This window comes from Sphingopyxis soli, assembly GCF_018682675.1.
GTDB lineage: Bacteria > Pseudomonadota > Alphaproteobacteria > Sphingomonadales > Sphingomonadaceae > Sphingopyxis > Sphingopyxis soli.
Map to the genome: position 1 here is coordinate 1 of NZ_JAFMTR010000046.1, position 14152 is coordinate 14152.

The following is a 14152-nucleotide window of genomic DNA, read 5'->3' on the forward strand; positions in this document are numbered from 1 at the left end:
CGCTCGGCCCCTCCGTCAGCCCTTCGGGCTGCCACCTCCCCATCGCAAGTCGATGGGGAGGACTATAACGACAGCCCCCCCGAAACAGCCTTCCCGTCTATTCCTGCGCCTCCAACCGCGCACACAGCTCGTCGACCTTCTCGTGCAGTTCGTGAAACCGCATCTGGTCCAGCTTTTCGTGCAGCCGCATGATCTCCAGCTCGGCGCGCAGGTTGATTTCATAATCGACGCTCGCGGTCAGCCGGTCCTTCGCGGCCTGCCGGTTCTGGCTCATCATGATGATCGGCGCCTGCACCGCGGCGAGAGTCGAGAGCATCAGGTTCAGAAAGATGAAGGGATAGGGGTCGAACGCCAGCCCGAACCGCTGCAACACCTCCGAATTGAGCAGCATCCATCCCAGCAGCACGAGCGTGAAGACGGTGATGAAGCCCCACGAGCCACCGATCGCCGCGACGCGGTCGGCGAGCCGGTCGCCGCGGCTCGCCTGCGCGTCGCCAAGGTCCGCCGCATCGCGGCTGCTCGGCGCCCGCGCGGCGATCGCCTGGAGGACGCGGCTCTCTTCCAAATCCAGATCGTCATACGGTCGGCCGAGTAGCCGCAGCGACAAATCGTTAAGGTGCGCGGTGCTGTTCATGCACCTGCTATCCCACCCAGCGCCATATCCCCGCAACCATGAATCCCAGCGCGCCGTGCGCCCACGTCGCGGCAAGCCACAGGACGATCCCGCCGAACAGCGCATGGCCGCGCGGCAAGGCATCTCCCCACGGCGTCGTTCCCGCGACCTGGCGCGCAAAGGGCACGAAGCTCGTCCGCGCCGCCCAGTGCCGCCAGCTGTCGCCCATCAGCCGCGCCTTCTTCGCATCCTGTCCCGCCGATCCGACGAGCGCGAGGAAGGCGATCGTCGCCGACAGCACGATCTGCCCGGGCGTCGGCATCACCAGCGCGTGCGCGAGCGCCCACAGGGTGAAGCCCCACATCATCGGGTGCCGGGTGATCGCAAACACCCCGCGCGGCGCCGCCTGCGCGGCGGCCGCGGCATTCGGTGCGGGCATCGCCGGATTGCCGATCAGCGATCCCATGAACAGGATGCTGGCGACCAGGACGAGCAGCGACGCGAGGATCCACAGCGGATCGTCGACGGCCCACAGCGGTGGTTCGGGCGGCATCCCGCGCCATGCCTGCACGATCAGGACGAAGGTGGCGATCGCGACGATCGAATAGACGATCATGAAGCCGCGCTCGCCGAGCCGCCCGGCAAGCCCCGCGCGCAGCGGATGCGACAGCAGCAGATGCGAACCGACGAACAGCGCGCAGGTCGTGATCAAAAGCGACATCGGTTGCATTGGACGGCCCCTCTCCTCCCGGCGGCGCCCTCCAGTCTTTCGTCATCCCGGCGCAGGCCGGGATCTCACCCGTGCGGACTATCGCTACGGCAGGATTCCGGCCTGCGCCGGAATGACGAAATGGGAAGGGACGCCTTCAACAACTGTAATCACCGATCGTAAGCCTTGGGCAATGCCCCTTCGGTCGGCGTCAGATAGCGGTCGCGCAGCCGGTCCTGCCGCGTGACGAGCGACTGGCGCTTGCCATCGATCCACACCATCGTCGGACGGCTGCCGAGTTCGAGCGGATCATTGTCCCAGATCACGATATCGCCGGCACGCCCCGCGCGCAGCGACCCGATCGCGCCGTCCATGCCCACCGCCTTCGCGGGCACGCTGCTGATCGAGGCAAAGGCCTGATCCCACGTCAGCCCGCTCGCGCCCGGCAGCTTCGACAGCCCGACCAGATTTCCCGCATATTGCGTCGTATAACCCATCTTGTGCGCATCGTCGTCGTCGAACACGCCGACCGACACCTCGACCCCCGCCGCTTTGAGCCGCCCGGCGTTCGACTGCGTCGCGCCGAGTTGCTCGAAACTGCCCGGCAGGTCGGTCAGCGGCGAGACCAGCACCGGCACCCTCGCCGCCGCGATATCGCGCGCGACCAGCCAGCCCTCGGTCGCGCCGACGAGCACCAGCTTCAGCGCCGGGAATTCCCCCTTCAGCTTCAGCACGTTCAGGATATCCGCCGCGCGGTCGACGCGCACGAACAGCGGGGTCGTGCCATTGATCACGCGCACCAGCGCCTCTGCATCGGCGCGCTGGATCAGCGAGTCATTGCTCCACTCGGCCAGCGTCGCGGGGTTACGCGCATAGCTCCGCGCCGCCAGCAACTGCTCGCGGAACAGCAGGAAGGTCGCGGCGCGGCTGCCGCCCGCCTTCGCCGACCCGTCTTCGCCGAACGCCACGAACTGCAGCGCACGCGGCTTGGTCACCATGTCGTTGTCGTCGCCAAGGTCGACGACCGCGCCCTGCCCGGCGAACAAATTGCTGCTGCTGCCCGGCGCGACGATCGCGCGCGTCACGCCCGCGGCGCGGTTGACCGCGATCGGCGATCCCATCGGGTTGAGCGCCGGGGCGATATCGAGCCCCGCCGAGAAGCGCGAGCGCGTCGCCGATCGGTCGTTGGTGCCGGTGACGGCATCGACCTCGACCAGCCCGACGCGGCTGAACGCCGCGACGATCCCCGGCGTCACATAATGGCCGCCCGCATCGACGCGCTCGATGCCCGCAGGCACCGCCACACCGCGCCCCGCCGCAACGACCTTGCCGCCGCGCACGACGACGGTGCCGTCCTCGATCGGCGCGCTGCCGTCGCCGATGACGAGCTTCGCATTGGTGATCGCGACGTCCTGCGCCCCGGCGGGAAGCGCGACGAGCGCGGCGGCGGACAAAAGCAGCGCGCGGATCATTTCACGTCTCCTTCGCCCGGCTGCCCCAGCTCGAAGTCGGTCACCGGACGCCGTTTCGGGTCCAGCGCGTCGAACATCAGCGCGCCGTCGATCCAGACCTTTTCGGGCCGCGTATAGACGCTGAACGGATTGCCGTTCCACAGCACGACGTCGGCCATCTTGCCGGGCTTCAGGCTGCCCGTCCTGTCCCCGATGCCAAGCGCTTTCGCCGGGTTGATCGCCAGCCAGGTCCACGCCTGTTCGTCGCTGATCTGCATCCCCATCCGGCGCCCGGCGGCGAGCGCCTTCGCCGCTTCCTGATTGAGCCGCTGGATCTGGTTCGCATCGTCCGAATGGACGATCGTACACGCGCCTTCCTTGTACATCAGCGCGATATTCTCGGGCACCGCGTCATAGGCTTCCATCTTGAAGCCCCACCAGTCGGCCCACATCGCGGCGCAAATGCCCTCTTTCTTCAGCAGGTCGGCGATCTTGTACGCCTCGACCGCGTGGTGGAAAGTCGACACCTTGTATCCGAACTCGTGGCTCATATCGATGACGATCGCCATTTCGTCGGCGCGATAGCAATGGTTCTGGACGACGATTTCGCCCGACAGCACGCCCGCGAGCGTTTCCATCGCCAGGTCGCGGTCGACCGCTTTCCCCTCGTCGAGCTTCTTCTTGTACGCCGCCGCCTTCGCCCAGGTCTGGCGATTGACCGCCAGATTGCCCATGCGGGTCGAGGGCATCCTCCCCTTGGCGCCATAAACGCGCTTCGGATTTTCGCCGCACGCCATTTTCAGGCTGTACGGCGCGCCCGGGAACTTCATCCCCTGCATCGTCCGCGCGGGCACGTTCTTGAGCGTCACCGAACGCCCGCCCATCAGATTCGCACTGCCCGGCAGGATTTCGAGCGTCGTCACGCCGCCATTGGCGAGCGCGCGGGTAAAGCCCGGGTCCTGCGGCCACACACTATGCTCGCTCCACACCTCGGGCGTTGTCGGCGAGGTCGCCTCGTTGCCGTCCGAATGCGCATCGACCGCCGGCGAGGGATAGTCGCCGAGATGGCTGTGGATGTCGATGACGCCCGGCGTCACATATTTGCCGGTGCCGTCGACGACATAGGCGTCGGTCGGCACCTCCAGATCGGGGCCGCCGACCGCCAGCACCTTGCCGCTCGACAGCACCACGGTGCCATTGTCGAACCGCCCGCCCTCGCCGTCGAAAACGGTCGCGCCCTTCACCACGGTCAGCCGCGTCGGATATCCCTTGTAGGTCGAGGGATAGGGATCCTTGTCGAACTTGGCCGGCTTTTCGGCCGCGGCGGTGGCGGGCTTGTCGCCCGCCGATTTCGGCGCCTCGCCGGTCGAAGCACAGGCGGCGAGGGCAAGCGACGCCGCAGCCAGCAGGCCGCTCTTCAAGCTCCTGACCATCGATTACGCCCCCTTCGGTTCGGGGTGGATGCCCGCGGCCTGCGGCTCGGCTTCGCCGACACCCGCCAGGCCGTCGTCACGATCGCGCAGCGTGTCGAGGTGCATCCAGCGCTTGACGATCGGGCTGACCAGCAGCACTGCAACCGCCGCGCCAATCGCGATCCAGCCGAACATCTCATAGATTTCGAGCAGCTTGGCCTTGCTCATCTCCCCGCCATGGCCGCCGGTCGCCTCGCCGATCTTGCCGGCGACGAAATTTCCGACCGCGGTCATATAGAACCACGCGCCCATGATGAGCGACGCAAGATAGGACGGCGCGAGCCGGTTCATCGCCGACAGGCCGACGGGGCTGAGGCACAGCTCGCCGGTCGTCGCGAGGAGATAGTAAAGAAAGACGAACAGCACCGGCGTCATCGCCGCCACGCCGAACGCTTCGGCGCCCCACACGAGGACGAGGTTGGCGAGCCCCATCTGCGCGAGCGCCAGACCGAACTTTGCCGGAGCCGACGGCTCCATGCCGCGCTTGCCCAGCCATTGCCACAGCCCCGCGAAGAAGGGCGCGAAGAGGATGATGTAGATCGGATTGATCGACTGGAAGATCGATGCGGGGACCGCGCCGCGTTCGACATAACGGTCGGTGAACAGGTTCATCGATCCGCCGGCTTGCTCGAACAGCCCCCAGAACAGCGGGTTGAGGGCGATGAGGAAAAGGATCGCGAACATGCGCTCGCGCGGTTCCTTCTCCAGCTTGAAGCTTTCGTAAAGGACATAGCCGAGCAGCGCGACGCCCGAGATGGCGAGCAGCGACTGGATGACGTCCTGATACTGGACGAGCGCCCAGATCACCGCGACCGCGGCAAGACCGATGCCGTAAAGCGTCCATTCGCGCGACTTTGCGAGCGGCGCGGGCGCCTCGCCGGCGCCGAGGAGCGCGCTCTTGCCGAGGACGAAGACGACCAGACCGGCGAGCATGCCGATGCCGGCGAGCCCGAAGCCGTAGCCCCAGCCGATCCGCTGGCCGAGATAGCCGACGAGGATTGTGCCGAGCGCAGCGCCGACGTTGATGCCCATATAGAAGATCGTATAGGCACCGTCGCGGCGGACGTCGGTGAGCCGGTAGAGCTGGCCGACCATCACCGAGATATTGGCCTTCAGGAACCCCGAGCCGACGATGATGAAGGCGAGCGCGGCCCAGAAGACGTTGATCGTCGCGTCCTCCTGTCCCCCGACCCCTTCGACCGCCATCAGACTATGCCCCGCTGCGAGCAACAGGCCGCCGAACAGCACTGCCTTGCGCTGGCCGAGGTACCGGTCGGCGAGATAGCCGCCGAGCACGGGGGTGATGTAAACGAGGCTGGTATAGGCGCCGTAGATCAGGTTCGACTTGCTGTCGCTGAACAGCCAGTGCTGGGTCAGGTAGAAAATCAGGATCGCGCGCATGCCGTAGTAGGAGAAGCGCTCCCACATCTCGGCGAAGAAGAGCATGTAGAGGCCCTTGGGGTGTCCGGCGAATTCGGGTTTCTTGCTGCCGGCGATCAATGCGCCAATGCTCAGGAAGACGCCAAGGACAACGAGCGCGATCACCGCGATCCAGTCTCCCTCGTCCCACAAGGCCATGCTCTTCATTATACTGCGTCCCTTTTCCCGGATGTTTTGCCGCGGCTTTCCGCCGCGCGAATGGGACAACCTAGCGCGAAAATTGCGCAAGGGAAGAATCTAATTGCGCGTGAAACCATGTCGCGCCGCCGGGAAATTTATTGCGAATAGTTCGCAACACTTGCGCATATGCGTGAAGATCGCCAAATTGCGGCCATGTTCAACGACATCTCCTCGCTCCGCACACACCTTGCCACCCGCCGCTCGGGCAAGGCGCGCGACATGGTCGCACCCGGCCCCGACGCGGGCCAGCTTCACGATATCATCGCGCTCGCGCTCCGCACCCCCGACCATGGCAAGCTCGCGCCGTGGCGCATCGTCACGATCGCCGACGACCAGCGGAGTGCCTTCGCCAAGCTGCTCAAGGACGCATGGGTGGCGGAGAATCCCGGTGCCGCGGGGATGGACCTGTCGGCGCTCGACCAGTTCGCGCACCAGGCGCCCAGCCTCGTCGTCCTGATCTCTACTCCGGTGCCGGGCGTAAAGATCCCGGTCTGGGAGCAACAGATGTCGGCCGGCGCTGTCGGCATGAATCTCCTCCACGCCGCGCACGCGCATGGCTTCGTCGGCAGCTGGCTGACCGGCTGGGCCGCGTACAGCCCCCATGTGGCGAAGGCGTTCGGAGTCGCCGACGGCGACACGATCGTCGGCTATTTCTTCTTCGGAACCCCCGCCGCCGACCTCTCGGAGCGCCCGCGACCCGAATATGACGACGTCGTAAGCGCTTGGGATATTTAATTTCAACGTTGATGGCGTTTTTCTAATTTTCGCGATTTGACTGTACTGCTGTCTTATGGCATTAAGTCGCCATGCTCGATCAGTCCAAACCCGTCTATCAGCGTCTCCGCGACGTGATCGCCAACGCCATTCTCGACGGCACCTACGCCGACGGCGATATGCTCCCGTCGGTGCGCTCGCTTGCGGCGGAGGAAGGTGCGAATCCGCTGACGGTCGCCAAGGCCTATCAGACCTTTCAGGACGAAGGGCTCGTCACGGTAAAGCGCGGCGTCGGCATGTTCGTCGCCGAGGGCGCGACCGACCGCCTACGCACGCTGATGCGTCAGGATTTCCTCGCCAACGTCTGGCCCCCTGTCGCGCAGCAGATGCGCCGGATCGGGCTCGATGCACGCACCCTGCTGGACCTGACCGAGGCCTGAGGGCTCTTTCCGCTCTCGAGTGGTGAACGGAATTTCGTCACCCAGCACTTGATCCGGGGTCAATGAGATCCGCGCTGCCGTGGATGCCGTCCCCTCCCGCCTGCGGGGGGAGACGAACGGCCGCAGTCGCTCGTCAGCAGCCACCTACCGCCCGATCTGCGCCGCCTTGTCGCGCAAATCCTCCGCCGCCTGCGCATTTCCGCGCTGGTCCAGCAAATCGGCATAGATCCGCATGATCTCGCCGTTCAGCGGCTGCAGCCGATAGGCGAGCGCAATCATCGGCAGCGCCTGCTCGCTGTTGCCCTTTGCGATCCAAGCGCGGGCCAGTTCGCGCAGCACCACGGCGTCTCGGTTGCCGATCCGCCGGCGAATGCGCTCATAATGTCCGATCGCGGCATCCCAGTCGCGGGCGTCCATCGCCAGCGAACCGGCGATCCGCTCGCCCGCCACGCTCGACGGATCATTTGCAAGCAGCCGCATCACGACCCGGCGCGACGCCGCGGCGTCGCCGATACGGTAAAGCGCGTTGGCCAGCCGCAAGGCGACCCGCTCGCTCGCATCGAGAGCCTGCGCCGACCGGTACGCCTGCACCGCAAGGTCGAGCCGCCCGCCTGCCAGCGCCGCATCGCCCAGGAGGACATGCGCGTCGGCCACCCCGGGGTTGGCATCGCGCAGCCGCGTCGCGCGCGCGATTGCGGCGGAATAATTGCCCCCCGCCATATCGGCGGAGATCGCCGGGATCGCCTTCGCCGGATTGAGCGGATCGCCGTCGGCCGAAAGCGAAGCGAGACCGTAGCTGTCGCTCGCGGCGAACGGCGCCGCCGCGCCGCGCGCCAGCGTCGCGGCGCGCGCCAGATAGGCTGCGGACGCGTCCGCATCCCCGGTTTCGGCCGCCAGCCGCGCCGCGAGCAGCAGCGCCCAGCTATCGGCATCGGCGCGGGCCGCGACGGGCGCCAGGGCATCGGCCGCCGCACCGGCATCGCCATCGGCCCAGTCGGCCACCGCGAGGATGCGGCGCGCGGTGAAATTGTTCGGCTGTTCGGTCAGCAGCCGGTCGGCCCAGGTCGCCGCCACGGCCTGTCCGCCGAGTTCGAGTTCGACGACGGCGCTCAGCAGCATGAAGCCGGGCACATCGTCCATCGCGCCGCGCGTGCGCTGGAGCAGGCTGCGGGCCAGCGGATAGTTTCCGGCGCGCGCCGCCAGCACCGCCTGCAGATAATATATCCTTGGATCGCCCGGCGCCAGCTCGACCGCCGCGCGCAGCGACGCCAGCATATCCTTGTAACGGCCGAGGTCGCCGAACGTCGCGCCCTGCTCGATCAGCGCGTCGGCGTTGGCCGGATCGGCCGCCAATGCGGCCTCGTACCAGCCGAGCGAGGGCTTCAGTCCCTGCTGTGTGCGCACCAGTTTCGCCTTGAGCGTCAGGGCGGCGCTGTTCTTCGCGTCGAGTTCTATCGCATAGTCGGCGGCGTCGTGCGCGCCCGCCGCGTCGGCGTTGGCGTCGCGAAAGCGGGCGACCGACACCCACAGCGCGGATTCGTTCGGCAGCGCCCGGACCGCGCGATCGAACGCGGCACGCGCCGCACCAAGGTCGCCGCCCGCAAGCTGGACATCGCCCTCGACCCACGCCGCCTCGCCCGCCATCTCGGGTGCGACGGGTCCGTCGGCAAGCACCTCCAGCGCGCGCGTCCCGTTCCCCTGCAACTCATAAGCCCGCGCGAGCAGCGGGCGCAAATAGTCGGCGTTGGCGCCCGCCGCGAGCGCCGCCTTCACCGTCGCCTCGGTCCCCACGCCGTCGCCCAGCGCGATCTGCACGCGCGCCAGCCGGACCCGCGTCGCAATATCCCCGGGATCGGCCGCGACGTCGCCCTGCAGCTTTGCAGCGCGCTCGCGAAGTTCGCTACGCGCGCCCTCCTTCGTGGCATCACCGCAGCCCGCGAGCGCCAGCGCCGCCAGCGATGCGGCGAGCAGGACGCGAACACGGACCACTCAGGCCTGCATCCGATATTGCTTGAGCAGGTCGTAAAGCGTCGGGCGGCTGATCCCGAGCAACTTCGCCGCCGACGAGATATTGCCCTCGCTCTGCGTCATCGCGCGGCGGATCGCGACGCGGTCGGCCGCTTCGCGCGCGCTGCGGAGGTTCAGATAATCCCCGCCCTCCCCCTCGCTCCCGCCCGCCAGGTCGAGGTCGTCCTTCATCACCAGCTTGCCGTCGGCCATGATCACCGCGCGCTTGATCCGGTTTTCGAGTTCGCGGACATTGCCGGGCCACCGCCCCTCGTCGATCGCCTGCAGCGCGTCGGGCGCGAAGCCGCGCACCGACGGGTTCATCTCGGGCGCATAGTGGTGCAGGAAATGCCGCGCCAGCAGCACCGCGTCGCCCGGTCGTTCGGCAAGCGGCGGGATCTTCACCACCATCTCGGCGAGACGATAATAGAGGTCGTCGCGGAAGCGCTGCTCGGCGATCATCGCGTCAAGATCGCGGTGCGTCGCGCAGACGATGCGCGTGTCGACCGCGATCGCCTTGCGCCCGCCGATCCGCTCGATCGTCCGTTCCTGCAGGAAACGCAGCAGCTTGACCTGCAGCGGCAGCGGGATGTCGCCGACCTCGTCGAGGAACAGCGTGCCGCCGTGCGCCAGCTCGATCTTGCCCTCGGTCGTCTTGACCGCGCCGGTGAACGCGCCCTTCTCGTGCCCGAACAGCTCGCTTTCGAGCAGATTCTCGGGGATCGCGGCGCAGTTGATCGCGACGAACGCGCCGTCGCGCCGCCCGCTCGCCTCGTGCAGCCCGCGCGCCAGCAGTTCCTTGCCCGTCCCGCTTGCGCCAAGCAGCATCACCGATACGTCGAGGTTCGCGACCCGCTCGATCGTCCGCGCGACCTTCAGCATCTCTGGCGCCCCGGTGATCATCCCGCCGAGCACGCGATTGTCGCCCGCACCCCGCTCGGCGAGCCGCCCGTTCTCGACCTCCAGCTCGTGGACATGGAACGCCCGGCGGACGATCAGTCCCAGCTCCTCGATATCGATCGGCTTCTGGTAGAAATCCCACGCCCCGCTCGCGATCGCCGCCAGCGCGCTGGCGCGCTCGCCATGCCCCGACACGACGATGACCTTGGTATCGGGCTTCACCTCGAGGATCGCCTTCAGCACGCGGAATCCCTCGCGCGTTCCGTCGGGATCGGGCGGCAGCCCGAGGTCGAGCGTCACCACCCCAGGCTCCTCGGCGCGCAGCAGCTCGATCGCGCTGCCGAAATCGCCCGCGATCAGCACTTCATAATCGTCATACGCCCATTTGAGCTGCGCCTGCAGCCCCGGGTCATCCTCGACGACCAGCAATTTCTTCGGCGCGGTCCCGCTGTCGTTCATGTCTATGCCACTTTTCCTGTCGGCGTTCCGGCGTCCGCGCGGGCCTCGGCCAGCGGCAGCCAGAATGTGAAATTGCTGCCCTTGCCCGGCTCGCTCGCGACCTCGATCGACCCGCCCATCGCCTGCGCGAGCTGCAGCGCCTCGAACGCGCCCAGCCCGAAGCCGCCTTCCTTGGTCGAAACGAAAGGCTTGAACAGCTCGTCACGGACGAAGGCGCGGGTCATGCCCGCCCCCTGGTCGATCACGTCGATGCGCACGCGCCCATTCTCGGCGACCGCGATCAGCTGCACCGGCGTGTCTTCGGCAGACGCGTCGATCGCATTGCTCACCAGATGCTGGACGACCTGCCGGATCGACCCCGCGTCGCCCCACGCCGCAAGCCCCGCCTGACAGCCAACGAACAGCGCGCGCCGCGTCCGCACCTCGGCCGCGACGTCGCGCATCAGAGGCTCGATCAGCGTGCGCACCGCATCGGCCGACGGCCCGCGTTCGCGCGGCGACAGCCGGACGAGCAGGTCGGACAGCCGCCGCGAGGAGATTTTCAGCGTCTCGATCATGTCGGCGCGGAACGCCGGCTTGTCGGCGTGACGCTCGGCATTGCTCGCGAGCAGGCTCAATTGGCTCGCCAGATTCTTGATGTCGTGCATGATGAAGGCAAAGCGGCGGTTGAACTCGTCGAAACGCTTCGCCTCCGACAGCGCCGCCTGGCTGTGCGATTCGGCCAGATAGCTTGCCGCCTGCTGGCCCGCGATGCGCAGCACGTCGAGATCCTCCCAGTCGAGCGCGCGCGACACCGGCGGGCGATGCAGCACGACGACCGCGATCATCCGGTGGAAATGCAGCACCGGCACGACGACCCATGCGCGCGGGTCGGCCAGCAGCCAGCCCGGAATTGCTAGATCCTGCTCGCCCTTCTCGCCGCGCCGCTCGGCGTCGAGGTCGACGATGTGCCGCGTTTCCTGCAGCATGAAGGCCGACCGCAGCGGCAGCTCCGCGCCCTCATCGATCCCGGCGGGCCAATGCCAGTGGTCGGAGACGCGAAACGCCCCGAGCGGATCGGGCAGCATCAGCAGCGCCCCCGGACTTCCCGTCAGCTCGGCCAGCGCACGCGCGGCGCGGCGATGCAGGTTGCGATCGTCCTCGCCGTCGCCTTGCGCAAGCGTCGCGGTAAAGCGCATCCATTCGGCGCGATAGTCATAGCGATGCTCGAAGAAATGCTTCGAGATCATGACCGACAGCCACGCCCGCGCGCGCGCCGACAGCAGCAGCAGCCCGCCCGCCCCCAGCGCCAGCGTCAGAAACACCCCCTGCGCGAGGTCGCCATAATCGCCGCCGAGCTGCCGCGCGACCGCACCCGACAGCCCGATCAGGACCAGATAGAGCGCCGCGCCGAGCAGGATCAGCGTGCGCACCGCGGCGGGGCGCGACAGCCGCATCCGCTCGCGCCCGATATCCATCGCGGCGATCACGAAGGTCGGCAGAATCGCCAGCGCGACCGCGGGCAGCAGATGGATCAGCGTCGTCGCCGCCCTGCCGGTCATCGCCCCGATCAGCTGGACGTTGAGCTCATAGCCCCACAGCATCGCAAAGCCGCCCGCGACCGCCATCACCGGCGTCCGCAGGCCCGCGCTCGCGCGGCGGACCCCGCTGTCGATTACCAGCAGTCCGCCGATCGCGACGAGCATCGTCGAGACGGCGAGCGACGGGCCCAGCCACGCGCTCGCCACCGCGCTTCGCCAATGGGCGATCAGGCCCGCGACCAGCGAAATGCCGCTGATCGTGACGAGCAGGCGAAAGATCAGCCGCTGCGCCCCCGCCATCGCGGCAGGTTTCGGCCAGAAGGTCGCCGCCAGCCAGCCGAGGATCGCCATGTCGCGCAGCGTCTGCGCGACCAGCACCTGCGACGCGCCGGGCGCAAAGACATAGAGCGAGGCGCTCCACGCCATCGTCGCGGCGGCGACGATCGCCAGCCAGCGCGGCGCGGGCATCAGCGCCGCCATCCGCTCGCGCGGCCGCGCCAGCAGCCACAAGGTCACCCCGCCATAGCCGAGAAAGGCCAGCGCGGATAAAATGTCGGCGAGGGCTCCCAGCGTCGGCATGGTCAGCGCGCGCCCTCCGGCCACAGCACGACACGGACGGTCTGGAGGAGGATCAGCAGGTCGAGGAAGGGCGAGTAGTTCTTCGTGTAGTAAAGATCATATTCCAGCTTCGCCCGCGCATCCTCGATCGACGCGCCATAGGGATAGTTGATCTGCGCCCAGCCGGTCAGCCCCGGCTTCACCATATGACGCTCGGCATAATAGGGCAGCTCGCGCTCGAGTTCCTCGACGAAGGCCGGGCGCTCGGGACGCGGCCCCACGATGCTCATCTCGCCCTTCAGCACGCACCACAGCTGCGGCAGCTCGTCGATGCGCAGCTTGCGGATGACATGGCCGACGCGCGTGACGCGGGGGTCGTTCTCCGACGCCCACACAGCCTCTCCCGCCGCCTCGGCGTCGGTGCGCATCGAGCGGATCTTCACCACCTCGAACGGCTGGTCGTACCGCCCGACGCGCGACTGGCGATAAAAGACCGGCCCGCGGCTATCGAGCTTCACCGCGACGCCCGCGATCAGGATCAACGGCAGCCCGACGACCAGCACCGCCAGGCTCGCGCCGATATCGAACAATCGCTTGCCGACGCGCGAAATCCGCTGGCCCGCCGAAAAGCCGTCGGAAAAGATCAGCGCGCTCGGGTTCGTCGTCGCCAGGTCGACGCGCCCCGTCTCGCGCTCGATGAAGCTCGCGATGTCGCTGACCTGCACCCCCGTCGTCTTGACGCGCAGCAGGTCGTCGAGCGGCAACGCGCCGCGCCGTTCCTCCAGCGCCAGCACCACCTCGCCCGCGCGCAGGTCGACGACATGGTCGGCGATGCTGGCGATCATCGCGCGCGGCACCGCGTCCGCGATCGCACGCTCGCCCTCGGTCATTGCGACGAAACCGGCGATCACGATCCCGCTTCCCGGCGCTTCGGCCAGTTTCTTCAGCCGCATCGCGCGCTTGCCCGCGCCCAGCACCAGAACGCGGCGGCGGAACGCCTCGGCACCCGCGCTCTGCGTCAGCGCCAGCCGGATCAGCGACAGCGACGCGATCGCGAACGCCATCGCGTACAGGCTGTTGACGCGCCACAAGGTCGCGGTCGGCAACAGGAAGCCGACGACCGCAAGGAAGATCACCCCCAGCGAAATCGCCGCGAGCAGCCGCGCGGTCGCGAACTTCATCGACCGCAGCGCCTCGTTGCCATACATTCCGGTCGCCATCATCGCGAGCGAGTTGGACAGCGCGAATGTCGCAAGCGGCAACCAGCGATCGGTCAGCGCGCCGGGGTCGAAACCGGCATAACGGGCATAAAGATGCCACGCGGCCTCGGCCGACCCCAGCAAGGCCAGAAATTCCACGAGCGCCAGCCAGACGACCGCGTGCGGCACATAATGTTTGAACAGTCGGAACATCGGAAAGTCTGGCCCTTTCGCGGATATATTTAGCGCGCAGGCGTCAACTGTCGGTTAATTTTACACTTGTTTATCGCCCCGATGCGGCGAGTCCAGAGCGGCAGCCCCGTTCGGCGCCCCGGCGCGGCTGCGCTCCGGACTTTGCCGGGAATCGCAGACGGCCGCTTTCGGCCGGAAGTTGTCCTTCCTTGTCTCGTCACCCCGGACTTGGTCGGGGGTCCATTCGCGCAGCGCTGGAAAAATGGATTCCGGATCGAGTCCGGAATGACGAAGGTCT

12 protein-coding genes are annotated in these 14152 nt (G+C 67.4%); 2 read left to right on the top strand and 10 right to left on the bottom strand.

Features of this window, described 5'->3' with window-relative positions:
• Positions 1–97: 97 nt before the first annotated feature.
• From J1N50_RS06950 to J1N50_RS06970, 5 genes are all read right to left on the bottom strand, one after another.
• A complete protein-coding gene (locus J1N50_RS06950) occupies positions 98–634 on the bottom strand; it encodes a DUF1003 domain-containing protein (protein ID WP_215351647.1) in 537 nt (178 codons plus the stop codon).
• Positions 635–641: 7 nt separating this feature from the next.
• Positions 642–1343 carry an NnrU family protein gene (locus J1N50_RS06955; RefSeq protein WP_215351650.1) on the bottom strand — a complete coding sequence of 234 codons (702 nt, stop codon included), beginning with the start codon at positions 1341–1343 and terminating at the stop codon, positions 642–644.
• 149 nt (positions 1344–1492) lie between these two features.
• Positions 1493–2794, bottom strand: a complete 1302-nt coding sequence (locus tag J1N50_RS06960) for an amidohydrolase family protein (protein ID WP_215351655.1) — start codon at positions 2792–2794, stop codon at positions 1493–1495.
• Positions 2791–4206, bottom strand: a complete 1416-nt coding sequence (locus J1N50_RS06965; protein ID WP_215351657.1) for an amidohydrolase — start codon at positions 4204–4206, stop codon at positions 2791–2793. Before J1N50_RS06965 ends, J1N50_RS06960 begins: the two co-directional genes overlap by 4 nt.
• Positions 4207–4209: 3 nt before the next feature.
• Positions 4210–5832, bottom strand: a complete 1623-nt coding sequence (locus J1N50_RS06970) for a peptide MFS transporter (RefSeq protein ID WP_215351660.1) — start codon at positions 5830–5832, stop codon at positions 4210–4212.
• 186 nt (positions 5833–6018) lie between these two features.
• On the opposite strand from J1N50_RS06970, the gene J1N50_RS06975 reads away from it, so the two are divergent.
• Together J1N50_RS06975 and J1N50_RS06980 are read left to right on the top strand one after the other, a co-directional pair.
• Positions 6019–6600, top strand: coding sequence for a nitroreductase family protein (locus tag J1N50_RS06975; protein ID WP_215351681.1), 582 nt, complete (start codon positions 6019–6021; stop codon positions 6598–6600).
• A 71-nt stretch (positions 6601–6671) separates the two neighbouring features.
• Positions 6672–7019 carry a GntR family transcriptional regulator gene (locus tag J1N50_RS06980; protein ID WP_215351663.1) on the top strand — a complete coding sequence of 116 codons (348 nt, stop codon included), beginning with the start codon at positions 6672–6674 and terminating at the stop codon, positions 7017–7019.
• Between the two features lie 144 nt (positions 7020–7163).
• On the opposite strand, the gene J1N50_RS06985 is transcribed toward J1N50_RS06980, so the two are convergent.
• The 5 genes from J1N50_RS06985 to J1N50_RS07005 all read right to left on the bottom strand — a co-directional run.
• On the bottom strand, positions 7164–9008 hold the full coding sequence (locus tag J1N50_RS06985; protein WP_215351666.1) for a tetratricopeptide repeat protein: 1845 nt from the start codon (positions 9006–9008) through the stop codon (positions 7164–7166).
• Entirely contained in the window at positions 9009–10385 is a 1377-nt protein-coding gene (gene prsR, locus J1N50_RS06990; protein ID WP_215351669.1) for a PEP-CTERM-box response regulator transcription factor, read from the bottom strand.
• A gap of 2 nt (positions 10386–10387) precedes the next feature.
• Complete coding sequence (gene prsK, locus J1N50_RS06995) at positions 10388–12484, bottom strand: XrtA/PEP-CTERM system histidine kinase PrsK (protein WP_246553198.1); 2097 nt, start codon at positions 12482–12484, stop codon at positions 10388–10390.
• A gap of 2 nt (positions 12485–12486) precedes the next feature.
• Positions 12487–13875 carry a TIGR03013 family XrtA/PEP-CTERM system glycosyltransferase gene (locus J1N50_RS07000; protein ID WP_215351675.1) on the bottom strand — a complete coding sequence of 463 codons (1389 nt, stop codon included), beginning with the start codon at positions 13873–13875 and terminating at the stop codon, positions 12487–12489.
• 60 nt (positions 13876–13935) lie between these two features.
• Positions 13936–14152 (bottom strand): hypothetical protein (locus J1N50_RS07005; protein WP_215351678.1); only part of this gene is annotated, 217 nt, incomplete at its 5' end.